The organism is Nostoc cf. commune SO-36 (assembly GCF_023734775.1).
In the GTDB taxonomy this organism is placed as follows: domain Bacteria; phylum Cyanobacteriota; class Cyanobacteriia; order Cyanobacteriales; family Nostocaceae; genus Nostoc; species Nostoc commune_A.
Window position 1 is genome coordinate 918165 of the sequence record NZ_AP025732.1, and the last position, 18296, is coordinate 936460.

13 protein-coding genes and 1 pseudogene are annotated in these 18296 nt (G+C 40.2%); 2 read left to right on the forward strand and 12 right to left on the reverse strand.

Annotated elements, in window-relative coordinates; genetic code table 11:
• Positions 1-92: 92 nt before the first annotated feature.
• The 11 genes and pseudogenes from ANSO36C_RS04130 to ANSO36C_RS04180 all read right to left on the reverse strand — a co-directional run bounded on the left by ANSO36C_RS04130 (position 93) and on the right by ANSO36C_RS04180 (position 11526).
• Positions 93-1161 (reverse strand): annotated as a pseudogene (locus ANSO36C_RS04130) (glycosyltransferase family 4 protein).
• Positions 1162-1163: 2 nt separating this feature from the next.
• Positions 1164-2051, reverse strand: a complete 888-nt coding sequence (locus tag ANSO36C_RS04135) for a glycosyltransferase family 2 protein (protein WP_251958510.1) — start codon at positions 2049-2051, stop codon at positions 1164-1166.
• 29 nt (positions 2052-2080) lie between these two features.
• Positions 2081-2683 (reverse strand): glycosyltransferase family protein, encoded by a 603-nt coding sequence (locus ANSO36C_RS04140; protein ID WP_251958511.1) that lies wholly within the window; start codon positions 2681-2683, stop codon positions 2081-2083.
• On the reverse strand, positions 2680-3012 hold the full coding sequence (locus ANSO36C_RS04145) for a glycosyltransferase (protein WP_251958512.1): 333 nt from the start codon (positions 3010-3012) through the stop codon (positions 2680-2682). Before ANSO36C_RS04145 ends, ANSO36C_RS04140 begins: the two co-directional genes overlap by 4 nt.
• Before the next feature lie 120 nt (positions 3013-3132).
• Positions 3133-3393 (reverse strand): hypothetical protein, encoded by a 261-nt coding sequence (locus ANSO36C_RS04150; protein WP_251958513.1) that lies wholly within the window; start codon positions 3391-3393, stop codon positions 3133-3135.
• Between the two features lie 65 nt (positions 3394-3458).
• On the reverse strand, positions 3459-3866 hold the full coding sequence (locus tag ANSO36C_RS04155; RefSeq protein WP_251958514.1) for a methyltransferase domain-containing protein: 408 nt from the start codon (positions 3864-3866) through the stop codon (positions 3459-3461).
• A 285-nt stretch (positions 3867-4151) separates the two neighbouring features.
• Positions 4152-7385, reverse strand: a complete 3234-nt coding sequence (locus tag ANSO36C_RS04160; RefSeq protein ID WP_251958515.1) for a rhamnosyltransferase WsaF family glycosyltransferase — start codon at positions 7383-7385, stop codon at positions 4152-4154.
• Positions 7386-7410: 25 nt separating this feature from the next.
• Complete coding sequence (locus ANSO36C_RS04165; RefSeq protein WP_251958516.1) at positions 7411-8757, reverse strand: ABC transporter ATP-binding protein; 1347 nt, start codon at positions 8755-8757, stop codon at positions 7411-7413.
• A 156-nt stretch (positions 8758-8913) separates the two neighbouring features.
• Positions 8914-9762, reverse strand: a complete 849-nt coding sequence (locus ANSO36C_RS04170) for an ABC transporter permease (RefSeq protein ID WP_251960243.1) — start codon at positions 9760-9762, stop codon at positions 8914-8916.
• Positions 9763-10048: 286 nt separating this feature from the next.
• Positions 10049-10276: a hypothetical protein gene (locus ANSO36C_RS04175; RefSeq protein WP_323374558.1), complete on the reverse strand. Its 228-nt coding sequence runs from the start codon at positions 10274-10276 to the stop codon at positions 10049-10051.
• 11 nt (positions 10277-10287) lie between these two features.
• Entirely contained in the window at positions 10288-11526 is a 1239-nt protein-coding gene (locus tag ANSO36C_RS04180) for an acyltransferase family protein (RefSeq protein ID WP_251958517.1), read from the reverse strand.
• Positions 11527-11965: 439 nt separating this feature from the next.
• Between ANSO36C_RS04180 and petP the strand changes: the two genes are divergently transcribed.
• Together petP and ANSO36C_RS04190 are read left to right on the forward strand one after the other, a co-directional pair.
• Positions 11966-12157 (forward strand): cytochrome b6f subunit PetP, encoded by a 192-nt coding sequence (petP, locus tag ANSO36C_RS04185; RefSeq protein ID WP_118169301.1) that lies wholly within the window; start codon positions 11966-11968, stop codon positions 12155-12157.
• Positions 12158-12275: 118 nt separating this feature from the next.
• Positions 12276-13376: a Get3/ArsA fold putative tail anchor-mediating ATPase NosAFP gene (locus ANSO36C_RS04190; protein WP_251958518.1), complete on the forward strand. Its 1101-nt coding sequence runs from the start codon at positions 12276-12278 to the stop codon at positions 13374-13376.
• 234 nt (positions 13377-13610) lie between these two features.
• Here ANSO36C_RS04190 and ANSO36C_RS04195 read toward each other — a convergent pair whose 3' ends face one another.
• Positions 13611-17915: a DUF4347 domain-containing protein gene (locus ANSO36C_RS04195; RefSeq protein ID WP_251958519.1), complete on the reverse strand. Its 4305-nt coding sequence runs from the start codon at positions 17913-17915 to the stop codon at positions 13611-13613.
• Between the last annotated feature and the right edge of the window lie 381 nt (positions 17916-18296).

Below are 18296 nucleotides of genomic sequence, written 5' to 3' on the forward strand. Positions count from 1 at the left end.
TTACGGATTAATTAGAAGTCATTAGTCAAGATAATCTGAAACCTGGACAAAATCTTAAATCCTGGCATCCAATTTTGGCGTTAGTTTATCTTTTATAAATAACGGGATAAAACTTCGACGGTTGCTTTGCCTGTTTTTTCCCAACTGAATTGTTGGCAGTGAATGATACCTTGACTAGAAAGGCGCGATCGCAATGCCGAATCAGTTGCGATCGCTTGCATCGCCTCTGTAATTTCTCCGGTGTTGTAGGGATTGATCAGAATCGCCGCATCGCCAGCTACTTCTGGCAGGGAGGAGAGATTGGAAGTAATGACGGGAGTACCACAAGCCATCGCTTCGAGGACAGGTAAACCAAAACCTTCCCAGAGACTGGGGAAAACCAGAGCGATCGCTTCATTGATAATTTTTGGTAATTCGCTATATGGTACATAATCTAGGAACTTTACCTGATTAGTTATAGATAGTTCCGCAACTTGCGCTTTTAAAGTTGGGGTGTAACGCGAATCACTTGGCCCTACTAACCATAGTTCGTAGTCTTTGCAGTTAGGTAACGCCGCAAAAGCAGTAATGAGTCGGTGGATATTTTTGTATGGGTCTTGGCGGCCAATGTAGAGAAAGTAGTTGCGGGTAGCTAGATTGAGAGGACGGAAGTGAGTGCGATCGTAGGCGAGGGGGATGGGCGTAATTTTGTTTGCAGGAATTCCGTAAAACTTGGTGATGTCCTGAGCCGTAGTTTGGGAGATGCAAATAATGTGTTGTGCTTGCTTAAGGACTTGGGGAGTGTAGTAGCGGTGGTAAGGTATGAGTGGTGAAAAGCGCTTGGGAAAGCGTAACGGTATCATGTCAAAAGACGTGATGACAAAACGACAGTTGCTATAAATAGGTGCTTCTGGAAGTGGGGAGAATAAAAGACTAGATTTGAGGTTTTTATATATTTGTGGTAGCTTAAATTGTGTCCATTTCAGGCGGCGTAAATGACCTTTAATACCTTGTTTCTGAAGTTTGATTAACAGGGGTTTGATAGGAATTATAGTTAGGAAAATATTGTGAAGTTAAAAGTGTTGGTTGAAGTGATTTTAAGTGAGGTAAAAGATTAAAAGCATAAGTCGTAGTTCCTGTGGGTTTAGTAAGTATAAATGAAAGGTTAATTAATAAAGACATAATTATTTATACATAAAACTTAGTTTTATAATTTCCCAACTATAAGGATTGGATGTTTTTAGATATTGATATAAGAACTTAAATATTAAATATACTCTTAACGTCAATATTTCCCACATCGGACGATGCTTATGATAGTAGTAAATCTGGCTACGTCTATATTCTACAGACATTTTATTGGATAGTTTTTTTACAGAATGTCCTCTTATATGAATTATGGATATGTGGGGAGTATAAATAATTTTATACCCTTCATTTCTGACCCTTTGACACAAATCAGAATCTTCAAAATACATGAATAATTTTTCGTCAAACCCACCTAATAAATTAAATAAATTTGCCCTAATAAAAAAGGCTGCTCCGACGACAATATCTACTTCTTTAATATCTTGAAAATCCCGCTCTATAATATTAAAAGCATTTCTATTTTCAGCATTTTTATGTAACTTTTGTGCTTGAAACTCTCCTTTAATTCCAATTTCAGGTGAAAAAGAAATTTGAAAACTTCCATCTGGAAAAAGTAATTTAGTACCAATAATACCTACATTTTGATTTACAGACATTAATTCTATAAGATTGGGTAAGATATTATTGGTAAGTACTGTATCAGTATTTAATAAAAATAAAAATTCCCCTTTTGCTACTTTTGCACCAGCATTATTTCCTGCTCCAAAACCAACATTTTTTGGTAGTTTAATTAATTTGATTTCAGGAAATTTATTATCAACAATATCTATACTATTATCTTGAGAATTATTATCGACTAAAATAATTTCACAGTTATCTTTAGGAATAAATTTTTCTAGAGAATTCAAACAATTTATTAAAACATCTGCACCATTATAGTTAACTAAGATAATTGATACTGAGTTAATTAATTGTGTGTTCATTCTTGCAGTCTGTCATATAAAAATATTAATTACCAAGTTTTACTAATATTTCCAATCAAGCCCCGATAAGTCCCTAATAAACAAGCCCATATTTTTAATTGTTTATCTTCTAAATCATATAGTATAATAAAAACAATTTGAAGCAGCATATATTTTAGTCGCCGCATTAAGCTAGTAAAGTGATAGTAACCTTGAGAAAAACGAGTTTCTAAATAACTATGATTACGACAGATATAGTAATAACGTAAAGCCGAATATTGTTGGATGTATCGATATTTATTCATAAATTTTACTTGAATAGGACTACCAAAATTGTGGTGCATACTAGCTTTAGTAGCAATTAGGTTATGAAAGCCCTTTTGCCTTAATCGCAATCCATAATCAAGGTCAATACCATCAATAAATAAGTCAACACAAGGAGGAGGAATGGTTTTAGCGGCAGCTAATGAAATTAGAGATCCTGATGTAATCGGGGAATCACATTCATAAAAATCAACACTACTATTATGTTTAAGTGCTAAAAAATGATCCTTAAAAAAAACTGCACCTTCTATAACCTTACTCGTTCTAGGATCAGAAGGGGTAGGAGCAATGATACCAATTTTATAATTATCTTGTTGAGAACAATTCATAATAAGTGGTTAGCAAAATTTCTAGACAGTTTGTAGTCCGGAACACTATCTTGATCAAAACACCATAAAAAGTCATATTTTTGTTTGATAGCCCATTTGATTGCCCACGTTAGCCCTGCCGCAATCCCTATATTTTCTGGATGAAACTTGATTAAAATATTGTCTTTATTTGTGAGATGCAATAAAGGCTTTTTTGTGGAGTTATCTAATATCAGCAACTTGTCAACCGCAAAGCAGGATTGGCAAGCAATAGCATTAAGACAATCCATAACTGCTTTTGGATCTTCATAAGCAGTTATATAAGCTGCTATCTTATACTTAGACTTCATTTGCGTAATAATTATACACTAAACTGATATATAGCAAAAGCGATTGTGACATATTTAATGAATTGATAATGTAACAAATACTTTCATTATAAATTTATGTTTCTCTGATTAACTCTGGATTCATTCAGAAGATTTGAAAGCGATAAGGAATTCATTATAATCACCATCATTGTATTGTTTATCAACAATTTCTAAGCCTTCAATAATATCTCCATCGATCAAGTATTCCATTTGAGTGAAAAACTCTTCATCTGTCCAAACGTGGCAATGAGCATCTGCAAGTCCAGATTCAAAATTTTCGCATCCCCATTTATAAAACTCTTTAGGTGATGCTATACTTTTCTGTTTTAAATCTTCAGATATAACTTTGGCAAATTCCAAGATATGTTCTAATGAAGGATAATTACAGTTATTGTAATAATCGTTGAGTAAATGTTCTATTGTTGTTAAAGGTCTTGAAGCATCAAAGTTCTTCTCTTATCTGGACAGGCAATAATTAGGAGTCCTCCTGGTTTCAACAAATTATCTAAATCTTTAATATAGCCAATGACATTAGGAATATGCTCAATTACATGACAGAGAATTACAAAATCAAAGTTTTTGTCAATTTGAAGATGAACTTTACTATTTCTTTGGAGAATATATTTGACCGGCATTACTGTTTCAGCAGGAAGGTTCCAAAGAGCAATCATTTCTTCCGATGAACGAAAATCGGCAAACTCACATTTGCCAACCTCTTTGGTAACAGTTGGTAAATCGCAAGCTCCTATTTCTAAACCTTCTGCATTTTCTAAATTCACTAATTTCTTTAAAAATTGCAAGCGATTTAACTGATAATCTACTCTAGTAATCATGTTGTCTAATGACTCCAATTTGTAAACCTAAAATCAGTAGCTTCTTTCTTTATACTTAATTCAACTTTTATTTCTAAAGCTATACTGCATAAGAATTTTCTCAAATTTCAGACACATATTTTGTAACGTTAGATCCTTCACTGATTCATAGCCGGATGTAGCAATATCTTGTCTCATTCCAGCATTATTTATGAGATCCATTAATGCATTAAAAACAGCTTGTGAATTAGGTTTCACATAATAAACAAGTTCCTTCCTTAACCATTGATCTTACTGGAGGTACATCTACTTCGACTGTGGCACAGCCACAACCATTGCTTCAAAAACAACTGTGCTTATATTTGTCATAGAAAAAGATAGATGTATATCAGATGAGCGCATTGCTTCTGCTGTTTCAGCTTGAGTTAAAACTCCCAAGTTTTCGTAAGGAAATGGAAGTTCTAAAGCTTCTTCCAGTCCATACAACTTGATTTGCACGTCAGAATTGTGCTGATACAATTTATTTAATGATTCTACTCCCAAAGTAAAATTACGTCTGGGGATATGAGGACGAGCAAAAAATAGTATTGAACAGGGCTTTGTTGTATTTAAATGACGCTCCAAAATAGGATTTTCTGCCAAAAACACTTCACCTAAAGGAAAATCTACATACGGATAGTCAATTTTATTTCTTTGGCTCAATATTTCTGCCAAATATTTGCCTAAAGTAATTATACTTAAAGGTAAATCATAGGTGGCTTCTGCTTGAGTAAAATTAGCCTCTCCAGGTTTATAAAAGTAAGGCTCATAATCTTGAACATAGTATGCTTTGAATCGGGTGTTAACTAGTTGATCGACAACATAAGCTGTAGGCCAATTTGTAGCGATCGCTATATCTGATTCTAAAATTCCAGCATGACCACAATGAATGATAGCATTACTCTTTCCAAAATTCTCATCGCAAAAATCTCTTACTTGTTCAGTAGTAAAATTGGTTAGATGAGCAATTGGTTCAATATAGATATTGACGGTGTGTTCTTTAGCTGCCAGATAATAAGCTAAATTAAAAATATGCTTATAGCCTCCACCCGTTTGAGCAATCGGCGCTCGCAGAATAAAGGCAATGGAAAGAGGTTTATTGGGTGATAAGCTTCCCCCCAATAAATATTTCCACTTCTGCATACTTTCTGAGGCTGCAACCCGCGTCAAATAGCGAGAATTTACATCCTCAAAGGCTTTATGCCCCATTTCTTGTCTTAACTTATAGTTAGTTACCAGTTGATACAGAGCATTTTTCCATTCATCCAAACTATTACAAAGTAGTCCATTGACTCCATCTTGAATAGCGACATGAAAAGCACTTGTATCCGAAGCAATTGTTGGGACAGATAAAAGCGCTGCTTCAAAATATTTTAGTTCACTTTTTGATTCGGTAAAGTCATTATTTTTTTCCAAGGGTGCAAGATTAATATCAACTTTCCGGTACAATTCTGGTAAATCTCTCCAAGGCATATATGGAACACACTCTATTTGTGAGGCAACTTCCTGTAATGCTTCTGGGATATCGAGATGTCCAACTACCATGAGACGGACATAAGGAAATTCTGTAAGAATGCTTTTTAAAGCTAAAACACATTCTGCAAAATCTTTAACATGGGTTTTAGTACCACTAAAATAGGCAATTCGAAGCATCCCATCATTAGGAACATAACTCTTACGAGCTTCTATTGCTCCTTGTTCCATCTCATTACTTATACGGTTGCGTAAAATTATCGAAACTTTATTAGGAAAACTTTGTTTTATTTCTTGCTGGAGTTTGTTGGTACTTACTGTTATGTAGTCACATAAAGACATGGATTTACGATATCGTTTTACTCCATTTTCATATAGCGTCTTCTCTTGCTGATCCATTAGCGTAAAAGCATGAATTTGAGAAATACGGGATGGATCAAACACTAAATCATCAGTATCAAAAATAACTTTTATGCCTAGCTTTTTCGCATTGGAAACAAACTGTTCAAATTCGTAAGTATGAGGAACTCGATGAGCAACAATTATTTTATATTTAATGATAAGTTCATTGTATAAAAACACCATTGGTTCATATACATCAACTGTATAGCCAAGGTACTTTAGGATTTCCGCTTGATGATGACATCGATAACGATAAGAATCTCCCGGGCACCCACTAATAAAAGCAAACATTTTTAACCTGTTATCAGTGGATAAATCTTCTTGAAGAGAGTTAGAAGTTTCCAGGATGTCTTCTGTTTTATTAACTGTGTTTAACTCTTTATTATGTGTAAACATTTCTGAGGCGGGAACCAAATCCAGGAAACCCTTAACTCTGAACCAAGCTTTCCTTAACTTCCAGAACTTACTAGTTTGCATTGCAGTAATAGAAGTTTGAGCATATATTAATTCAGACTGTGATTTCTCTAATTTCGCCTGAGTTTGTTGGAGTTGAGACTGCGATCGCTCCAATTCTGTTTGGGTTTGCTGTAGATGAGACTGCGATCGCTCCAATTCTGCCTGAGTTTGTTGGAGTTGAGATTGCGATCGCTCCAATTCTGTCTGAGTTTGTTGGAGTTGAGATTGCGATCGCTCCAATTCTGTCTGGGTTTGTTGGAGTTGAGACTGCGATCGCTCCAATTCTGTCTGGGTTTGTTGGAGTTGAGACTGCGATCGCTCTAACTGAAGCTGATTACCCTGTACTTGAGCTTGGGCTTGATCCAGTTCTGCTTGTGTTGAATGCAGTTGAGATTTTAATTGCTCTGATTCTTCCAACAGATTAGAGAAGCGATCGCTTATTGCAGCATATTCTCCTTCTATAGTCCAAGGATCTGCCCGAATAATAAATTGTAAAGTGTCAGCATCTTTATCTTCTTCAATTTGTTTAATAGTATTACTGTCGAATTGTTCTCTCTTATTTTGAGGTATCAAAGAACTCTCTGAAAAAACTTCTAGTTTTGTCCGATCAGCAATATTTACGAAATATCCTGGTATTTCAAATAACTCCTCAACCGTTTTTCTGGTAAAAAACCTCAGATGAGTATTATCTAAAATCCCTAATTCTGTATATTCAAATTTACCTTGTAGTAAAGACAAGCGAATTGCACCGTGAGCAATATTTGGAATAGAAGCAACTACATATCCATCTTTTTTTAACATCTGCTTGGTTTCTTCTAAAACTTTCCAAGGGTTTCGCAGATGCTCTAAAACATCTCCAAATACTGCAACATCGAACTCCTGACTAGGCAATATTTCTGTAACAGAAACAAAATCTAAGTCGGCAACTATTACCTCTTTACAGTACTGTTCGGCAACTTTGGCAGCATCTCGATTTATCTCTACTCCTGTCACAATACAGCCTTTTCTACTAAGTAACTGAGCAAAGTAACCAGTCGCACACCCAAAGTCTACTACTCGCTGATTGTCTGCAATGAGGTTTAACATTTTCCTCAAAACGTGGTTTTCACCCAAACCTTCTTCTGTAAGATTTTCAGCCGATGGATAATCCTTTGACCAATCTTTATTCATAATCTAACTTTAATATCTGTATTAATTAAGCTGGTGTCACTACTGTTGGCAAAACTTTTTTGTTTACTTTAACGACCATCGGTTGATGGACTAAAGCATGAATTAGCTTTCCAGTCTCTGGGGGTAAAATTTGAAAAACCATTATATTATCAATCCAGTCAAAGCTAAGAGCTTCATAGCTTTCAGCCCCAGCAACTGTTAAGCTATAAGAACTAGGTCGAAGAGGTAAATTAAATTTAAACTTAATTTCTATTTCTTCTCCTGGTTCTAATTTATCTATTTTGATATTTTCTTCTAAAGTATTACTACCAATTACCTCATTACCATTTTTATCACATACATGAAAGCCAACAATACAACTTTTTATGGCAGAATAAACTTTTAAATTTATAATTAATGTCACTTCTTCATTAAATGCAAATATTGGACTTTCGCCAGAATAATGACCTAATTGATTCAGGATTTTTACGCTTTCTATTCTGGCTTTCCCACTTCCTCTGCGTGTTGCCTTGCTGAAATTGGAACTCGGAGATTCAATCTCAAAAGTTGGAGAATCTGAAGCTTGTATTGCGTTATCTACAACGGTATTTACTTGCTGTTGAGAGTTAACTTTAATATCTTGTGCTAAACCTAATTCAAGCTCTGTAACTAATTTTAAATATTCAATCACAACAGCATTTGGCAATCCTGTCGTATGTATTTTTCCATCATGAATCATCACGGCTGAATTACACAATGTTTTAATCGCGCCTGCATCGTGGGAAACAAATAATGTTGTAACTCCAGAATCCATCATTGCACGCATTCGCCGCATACAACGATGTTGAAATACAACATCTCCAACAGCAAGTGCTTCGTCAACAATTAAAATTTCTGGATCGACATTGACTGCAACAGAAAATGCCAAGCGGACATACATACCACTAGAATAAGTTTTAACAGGTTGATCGATAAAATCGCCAATATCGGCAAAAGCGGCAATATCATCAAATCTGTCTTCGATTTGTTTTTGACTTAACCCTAACAATTGTCCGTTAAAAAAGACATTTTGCCTGCCAGTAAACTCTGGGTTAAAACCACTGCCTAATTCTAATAAAGCAGAAATTCGACCTACGACTCGCACATCACCACTGGATGGTGTGAGGGTTCCCACTATAATTTGTAGCAATGTACTTTTTCCAGAACCGTTGCGTCCAAGGATTCCAACTGTCTGTCCTTTGGGGATCTCAATGTTTATATCCCGAAGTGCCCAAAATTCATCTGTTCTACTCTTACCAGGTAGCAAAACTTCTTTTAGCCTATCTACAGGTCGGCTATACCGTTTGAAACACTTCGAGACATTCTTAAGGGAAATAGCAATTTCTTCACCCATACTTTTGCTGTCAATCCTCAAAACTCACACACTAAAGCTAAAATACGATTTCTACGACGGGCTACACCTACACACTCATTTTATTTTGCCAGATGTCACTACATAATCAATGCTGGCATCTCTAGTTAAATGACTTCATCCTATCAAACTGTCACTTCACAATACATCGGCGAATGCTGGACGCAGGCGGCGATAACACCACAAGCCTCCAAAAAACACTACAACTGCAATTAGCGAAGAAACTCCCCACTCGCCCCAGTGTTTGACTTCTCCAACTAAAACTATGTCACGATAAACTTCAGCGATCGCTGCTATTGGATTTAACCAGAATACCAAAGTCCGCCATTGCTCAGGAATTGCTGATGCTGGATAGACAAGCGGTGTCACATAAAACCAAATATTTAAAATCATTCCTAAAGTCTGTGGAATATCTCGCAAAAACACCGTTAGTCCTGCTGCTAAATAGCCCAACCCTGCTGTTAGCAATAGCTGCGTTAGCCAGACCAAGGGTAATAGCGCTAAGGTAGCATGTAAAGTATGAGTATTTACCGCCACGAAAAAAATCAATGCCATTAAACCAAAGGAACTCTCAATAAATGTTGACAAAACTGGCACTAAAGGTAACAAAGTTAGAGGAAACACCACCTTCTTGACTAAATTCGGTTGTCCAAGTACCGAATTAGCGGACTGCATTAAACCACCCGTAAAAGCAATCCAAGGAAGTAACCCTGCAAATAGCCACAAACCAAAGGTGAAATCATTTGCTGGTAAACCTTTGAGAGTAGTCAGCTTCACCTTCAGCACGGTGGAAAACACATAAGTATAAATCAGTAATTGTGATAGCTGATTTAGCAAAGGCCACAAGTTGCCCAAAACAGAACCCTTGTAACGCGCCTCTAAATCCCGACGCACCAAAGTTCTCAGCAAGTCAAACTTTGCCCACAACCGTTCATTTATCGGCAGGATACGCCTTATACTCCCTGCTTTACGGACAAATCCTCGCATAGTTCGTACAATTGTCGCTTCCTTGTTCACTACTTACACACCCAATTTTTCATAAAACTTTATAGCGATCAAAGCACTCTTGTGTTCCTTGAAGAATAGATCATTACTAGAAAATAGTACCTAAATTGTTTTGGGGATTATACAATAAATCTGCTATCTTAAACAGATTTTGACTAAAAATCTAAATTCTGTCGGTAACGCTGCTTTCTTTATAAAAAGGGTAAGTTTTTGCTTATCTCAGTCTCCGGCTTTGCTCGTGAATTCTGACTTCTGAATTTTTCACCAACTAGATCAACTCCTTGGGAAAGTCATTAGCGACTAAAATTTTCTCAGAGCAGTAGTTGGGAGGTTGACAAGTTTCACTGAGTAAATCTGCTTGAATGCAATGAAATTCTTCTGGTAAACCTGATTTACATACTAATTCACTAGCTAAATCATACATCGTCGGCATGGTTTCTTGAAGCAAGCGGCGTGGAATTGGTTGATATATTTGCTCTCTACTACCTGTTGCCATCTGCATATTGCCTAATTGTTTCCAATTTGAATCTTTTGGTAGGTCTTCCACCTACTACATGGAATTTCTATTACAAAATATGTAATAGATGCTAATAAAGTTGATAAAAGAAGAGTAGCAATTAATCTCATATAAAATGCTTCAATAGGAATTTGTGATGTAAATATAAAATTAATTTTTGCAAGAATTGGCATATGCCATATATACACACCATATGATAGATTCCCAAACAGCTCCATTACTCTTAATGGATTTCTTAAAATAACGCTAAATGATAAAACTTCATTTTTTATTGAAGTTTGATAAATGTCAAACTCAAATACAAATATGAAAAAAGATGTGATTAGTGCAGTTATTGGTTGCCAAATAAAAAAGGTTGTAGATGTCCTCATACCTTTGCCAGCACGCTCTGGTAAATTCCATAGCTCATGATGATATAAGTGATGAGCAGTCAGCATATAAAGAATAATGAGCAAAATAATAGCTAAATATTTCATATATATTTGATTTACTTTAATGTTTTTAAAATTAGTTATTATTTTGCTTTGATGAAAAAGTAATCCATTAACGATAAAACCACATAAAAATAAATCTATATTTGTCACTAATTGAGTATAGGAATATTTATTAAAATATTTAAGCTCTTCACTTATTTGATGTCGTAAAGTAATCCAAAATACAAGCTTGACAAAAAAAGTAACCAAAATGATGAAAATAGCTGTAAACACAATCTGTTTTCTACTAATTAAACGATGTGATAGAAAAGTGTATAAGAAAGGAACAAGTATGTAAAACTGTACTTCCGTTGACAAAGACCACATCGCTCCATTCCATATTGGTGGCAATGAATGATTGTATGTAAACGTAATTATTCTAAACAAATATCCCCAATTTTCTATTTTAAGAATATCGGTATAGACGAATAGAGCCAAAATCAATACAGCAAAATAATAGAGAGGACAGATTCTCAACAATCGGTTACGCCAAAAATTGATAACTCCTGGGACATCAGCAGTATAACGTTTAGTGTAAAAAGCTTTACCCATTAAGTATCCTGACATAGAAAAGAAAATCCAGACGCCTACCAGCCCGGAGCTAAATGTTAGCCAACTCAGATCATAACCTTTATAAAAAATTGCATTTCTCGGAGGATTACAGTGAAGAACTACTACCATTAAACATGCAAAACCACGCAGAACAAGTAGTGCATCTAAACGATTTTTTAGGGGAATTGCAATTTCTTCTACCATGCTTTTGCTGTCAATCCTCAAAACTTCCACACCATAACCAAAGATGTTTACAGTACATCAGCGAACGCCGGGGTAACTGTTTATAGATGGAATTATATATCGAAAATTTCCAATAAAATACGATCGCAACGATCGCAGTAGCAACTCCCCATTAATTCCAATATTTAACTTCCTCAAGTAAAATTAAGTCTCGATATTCAGCTATAGCCGTCATCGGATTTAACCAAAATACCCATCCTTGTCATTTTTAACGATCGCAAATGTTTCGCCAAGGATGGCAATCGCAGCCGTTATTTTTTTGTTAGGACAGAAGTTAAAGGTCTGGAATTCTCTTCCTCATCCTTCCTCATCTCCCTTATCCCCCTCACTTCTCCCTGAATCAGCGGCCGTTGAGTCACACATTCCGCTACACTGAGACTTGGTTTATCTGAAATCAGGCATGGAAATCGGACAAAAGGTTAAAGTCTTTCGTTTGCGCGATCGCGTTTCTGCCCCAGTTGTAAAAAAACTCGGACAAGTGGGTATCATCCAAGGCTACAAAGTCACCGATGGTGCTGGGATCGGTGTAGTGGTGTTGTTTGACGACAATACTTCCACTTGGTTTTTTGAAGATGAAATCAAACCAGTGTAGTAAAGAACTCAAAACCTGGTTTTTCTTGGTATCTGAAATTTAAAGCACAGGTTAAGAGTCTTTGTTGAATGCTAAGTTGGAGTTGAAAAGCAAAGGCGGTGAAAAAAGGAATCAAGTAATGGCTCTAATATTGACATTTTTGGGCAAAGGCGGCACCGCTCGTACCAAAATTGCGATCGCCGCCGCCAAATTATTGGCAAGTCAAGGCAAGCGCGTACTCCTAGCAGGACAAGCAGAACCAACATTGTCAATTCTGCTGAGTACTCCTATTGCTGCCGATCCGCAGGAAATCGCCCCCAATTTGCAAGTAGTCCAGTTTCAAGCATCTGTACTACTAGAACGCAACTGGGACGAAGTGAAGAAACTTGAGGCGCAATATCTCCGCACGCCCATATTCAAAGACGTTTTTGGGCAAGAACTGGTGGTATTACCAGGTATGGACAACGCCCTAGCCTTGAATGCTATCCGTGAATATGATGCCAGTGGCAAATATGATGCGATCGTCTACGATGGCACGGGTGACTCTTTAACATTGCGAATGTTGGGTTTGCCAGAATCTCTCAGTTGGTATGTCCGGCGATTTCGGCAATTATTTGTCAACTCCGATTTAGGGAAGACGATTACTGAATCACCCTTGATTCAACCGTTGATTAGCAGTTTTTTCAATATCAACTGGACAGCAGATAATTTTGCAGCGCCCACTAACCAAGTCAATAATTTCTTAGAAAAGGGGAGAGCCGCTCTTGCTGATCCCAAGCGTCTCGTTGCTTTCTTAGTGACTACAGGAGATCCCATTGAGGTAGCAAATGCTCGTTATTTGTGGGGTAGCGCTCAACAAATTGGTTTAACTGTCGGTGGTGTTCTGTTTGTATCTACGCCGACGAATGCCAACCTGTTAGAGGAATTTATACCCCTACCTGTGAACGTCGTTCCCGACTCACCTACAGGTGACTGGCAACCACTAATAGACGCTTTACCCAACTTTGAAGCACAAGCATTACAGGCTCCCAAACCAATTGAAATAGACATCCACAATCGTCAAGTACGCTTATTCTTGCCAGGTTTTGACAAAAAGCAAGTGAAGCTTACCCAATATGGGCCAGAAGTTACGGTAGAAGCAGGAGACCAGAGGCGCAATATTCCCTTACCCCCGGCTCTAAGCGGCAGACCCGTTGCTGGAGCAAAGTTTCAAAATAATTATTTGATAATTTCGTTTTAAGTTATAGGAATGGGGAGTGGGGTATGGGGCATTGAAAATAGGAGAACTCTTGCAAAAGTTTTTTGTGATTTTTGTGATGTGAAGCAGGGCTTGGCCTTTTGCTTCGTATTGTTTACCCGAATTAATAATTCCAGATCAAGTCTGTAATGGTGCTTCAGTATTGAAGCAAAGCGGTAGCCGCACGAGCGTGCGGCTACCGCTTTGCCTAATTTGCCTAGCAGCGAGACTTAGTTTCTATGCCTCGGGTATGTCAGAAGTATTTAAATCTGCCACAAAAGACTTCAAGTCCCAGGTTCCCACTACGTCAGGGAGTAAATAGGTTTCTAAATACAGATTGCTGCTGAAGTCACCACTCATCTTCCAGATCGCCTCCTTATGAGCCGGCTTGTTATACCAGAGAATATCGGGCGTGCCGTCCCTGTTGAAGTCAGCAATGCCCACAATCTGCCAATTCTGATCAGTCACCTGGGGAATGTAGGAGCCTCCTAGACGGCTCGCCTCGCCATTGCTCTGCTTCGCCATCTGCCAAATGGCGTTTTCTCCGCTTGCCTGATTACGCCATACGATGTCAGATGTACCGTCGTCGTTGAAGTCAGCAATGCCTGCAATCTGCCAGTTTGTATCCGTTACTGGGGTAATGAAGTAGCCGGTTTCACGCGTCACGCCATTCATTTGCCAAATCGCGTTCTCCCCGGTTTTCACGTTGCGCCAGAGAATATCAGGTGTACTGTCGCCGCTGAAGTTAGCCGTGCCTGCAATCTGCCAGTTTGTATCCGCTACTGGGTCAATGAAGTAGCCGGTTTCACGCGTCACGCCATTCATCTGCCAAATCGCGTTCTCCCCGGTTTTCATATTGCGCCAGAGAATATCAGGTGTACTGTCCCTGTTGAAGTCAGCGGTAGTGACAATCTGCCAGTTTACGTCAACCTGGGGAAGGGTATGGGTGGTTTCGTAACCCGTGCTATTCATCTCCCAAATGGTGTTCGCCCCAGTTACTTGGTTACGCCAAAGAATATCAGCAATGCCATCATTATTGAAATCGGCTGTGCTTGCTGCGATCTGCCAGGCTGGGTCAGCCACGCTAGGTAGGTAGTAACCGCTTTGGAAGGTAAAGCCATCCAGTTGCCAAACAGCATTCAGCCCATCGCTACTATTGTAGCGCCACAGCAGATCGGACAACGATCTCACACTGGTGTTGAGGGCAGCAGGTGTGCCACTTGAAATTGCCGTTGTGCCACCGTTGATCGTCGTGTTTACCGTCACTCGTGTAGTGCCATTCGTAAACCCACCACTATAGGAGTTATCAAGGGCGCGTACTGTTAAGCCAGGGGGAGTGCCGTTATAGCCAGTGGCCGGGATAAAGCGCACCAGTGTGCTAGCAGAGAGTGCCAGGGCGGTGGCATCATCGGCAACTGCACCGACGCTTGTCCAGGTAGTGCCGTCAATCGAGTATTCCCATTGACCTTGTTGTGTAGTCGCAGTGTTGCCAACGATCGCTAACCCACTCAGACTAGTATCCGTATCAGGGTCACTAAACAGACTGCCAAATAAGCTACTGAGCTTGCTACCGCCGGGGTTAGTGGTGTTTTGTGCCACCTCTGCTAGTGTTGCATTGCCCAAGGTGGGGGCATCGTTGACTGCGCTCACGGTGATGGTAAAGGTTTGTAGCATCGACATATCAACACCGTCGTTATCTGTGCCACCGCTATCTTTGACCACAACATCGAAGGTGGAAATCCCGGAGGCGTTGGGAGCGGCGGTGTAGGTGAGGGTGCCATTGGGAGCAACCGTTGGAGCCACGGTAAACAAGCTAGCGTTGCTGAGGTTGCTGACGGTGTAAGTGGCAGTTTGCTCGGTTTCAGCAGTGTTGCCGCCGGGGTTAAAGGTAGCCCAGTTGCTCACGGTTTGCAGTTCAGCATCCTCCAGAGTCGTTACGGGGTTAGTGGCGGTGAAATTAGGGGCATCGTTGACGGGGGTGATGTTGATCGTGAGGCTAGCGTTGGTAGTTAGGGCGGGGTCGGGTGTGTTGCCGTTATCGTTGATGCTGACTCCCAAAGTGAGGGCAGCGTTGGAGTCCACCATTGTTAGGTAGGTTAGTTTGCTGGCTGCAATGAACGCGTTGATGTTGGCGATCGTGCCGTTCAGGGTGAGGCTACTGGATGTGCCGCCGACGGTGACTCCGCCGCCTTGCATAGCAGCCAGGGTTCCTGCCGGCACGCTGAAGGTGGCGGTGACGCTGCCATCACCGGCATCGACATCGGCAAACGTGATGCCTGTGATGGGAGTGGCAATGTCTTCTACGACGGTGACGCTGCTAGCGTCAGAAGGAGTGATTACTGAGGAATCGTCAACGGCAGTGACGTTGATCGTGCTAGTGCTTGTAGCCTGCTGATCGGAGTTGTAGTTGATGGTGTAAGTAACAGCGCGAGTAGTGGTGCTAGGCGCGTCGCTGAGGTCGCTATAAACCACCTGCTGGAGTGCTGCCTGATATTTAGCAGCCGTGTCTGTGCCGCTGAGGGCGAGTACGCCAGATGTGGTGTTGTAGCCCCAGGTAATGCTGGAGCCTGCGATCGTGCCACTGGTGCCACTCTGCCCTTGAATGCCGAGGCGATCTTCAGTACTGCTAAACCCATTACCAATGCTGACCGTTGCACCGTTGATAGCTGGGGCGGCGGCACCACCAACGATCATCGCTGTCGGAGCAATCGCGATCGGCGAAGCGTTTTCAACGTAGGTGGATGATCCAGTAGTAGATAGAGAGTAATCGTTGTCTACGATCGTTGTTGTGAAAACATTATTCTGAGGACTCAGTTGAGCACCACCCATCGGCGTTCCCATTGTCACCACAGCCGTTTTATTAGACCCGGCTATTAAGTTATCAATCGGATTCAGGGTGATGCTACCAGTCAGTTGTTGTGGCAAAATTGTGATCTTACTGTCAGACAGTGTGTAGTCTGTTCCGTTCGTCGCTGTTCCCGATAGCGTAACTGGTACTGTAACGGTATTGGAAGTTACAGCATCAATCTGTGCTGTGAGATTTAGACTAGTTGCTCCTTCACTGACTGAGCCATTACTACTGGTAAAGTTGACCAACGGGATGTAAGCGGCATTATTGTACGTGTTAACATCCAGCCCTGTGATTTCATGGATGTTGGTTTGGGAGCCAGTGGAGGCGGAGAAACCGAACTTGAACGTGGATGGCAGTGCCCCATTCGTGGCAACGACATTGTAATTTTTCAGTGCGGCTGGAGTTTCGTTATTGTCTAAGAAATCTCCGTCATTGTTCAAATCAATTTTGAGGGATAACAGTCCTGCTGGTGTCAAATCAATCTGCACCTTCTTCTGAGCATTCGATCGGCTGTTACCTGGAGTGTCAATACCTTGTGTAAGCGTTGCCGTTCCCGCCAAGTACTTATAGCCTGTTGCTTCACTGCCCCGAACCGCAATAGAATCAGCTCTTTGACCCGGACCACCGACACCATATTCGCTGCTAGAGAAATTACCAAACTCGTCAAAGCCAATGCCAAGGTAGCCGCCGACAAGACCAGATCCGACGCTGCTACTGGAATAGCCGAGCGATCCTCCAACGGCACCTGCCTTAGTCGGGTTGGCATTGCCATTAATGAGGAAGAAGCTGATGCCATCTGCACCATTGCCACCATAGGCATTAATGTTGAACGTAATGGAAAGACCACTGGTGGCGTTAATGGGACGGTTGTAGATCACAAAGGATGCCTGACTTGTGGCAGCAGAGGTTAACCGCAAGGCACCTGACCCAACCGCATCTAAGCCACCACCACCGGGTATGCCGCCTGTCGATGCTGCTGCTGTAGAGCGGGCAGTCAGGGACGGTTGCGTGCCTGTTGTGTTGTAGATCCACGAGAGGTTCGTGACATCACTGCCCTTGAAGGTTTCACCTAGAATGTTCAGATCGTAGGCATAGGCAGAGGTAACTTTGGAGTCAAAGACGAGGGGCGACTCAATGTTACCAGTAGTCACTTCCAGATTCCAGTCGCCATCCTTACCTGTCAGATTATTGGAGGCGGCAACATCGGCCCCAGTAATCTGGCTGATGTTTTGGACAAACGCCTGACCGAGTTGGCCTTCGGCAACGTTACAGCCATAAAACAAAATATCCGCATCGTTTGTCAGCGCTTTGCTCCAGGTTTTTAACTGAGCTGCGTACTGAGGCAGATCGGTCAGGTTAAGGACGCTGCTGCCAAAATCCACTCCCCCCGCTTCCCCGTGGGAAACGATATGCAAACTGGCGATGTTTTGCCGCCCCAGCAGGGTGTTGGTAATCTGGGTAACAGCATCCTCCCCCGGATCAAGCACATGGATCTCCGTGCCCGTAGTCACACCCGCCAGCAATTGCTCATAGTCTGTCACTGATCTATCGACAAACAAGAGAGATTGGTTGGATTGTCCCAGTCCTGTTAAAGAACTTGTCAAGCTGCCTTCGTCCAAGGCAGGTGCAGGGCTGTTTTTAGATAGCACATCAGTAGAAGACGTACCCAACTGGGGAAGCTCAAAGGACATTGTGTTTCTCTCCAAGAAGAAAGTAGAAGACAACATCATAACCACATCGTACACTGATGATATCCGTGTACGAATAAAATAATGCTACTTTTGTTAATACGTGTTTAGTCTTAAATTTGTATAAGTTTTTGAGTATAAAACAAAGCATAAATAAAGTTTTAGTGTGACTGACATGATGCGTAATAAATTTATACGTAAACGTATTTAGCCTTCTCTAAGAGACGCTACTAAAAAAGCATTGCCTACCGAAAAATTGTGTTTTCGATCCGAATTTGAGCAAAATTTTAAGTAATATTACTTATTTTAAAATGGTATATAAGCCAATACGGTTCGGTTAAGGCTAAAAACTCTTTATCAAAATCAATTTTTTGAACGTAGACG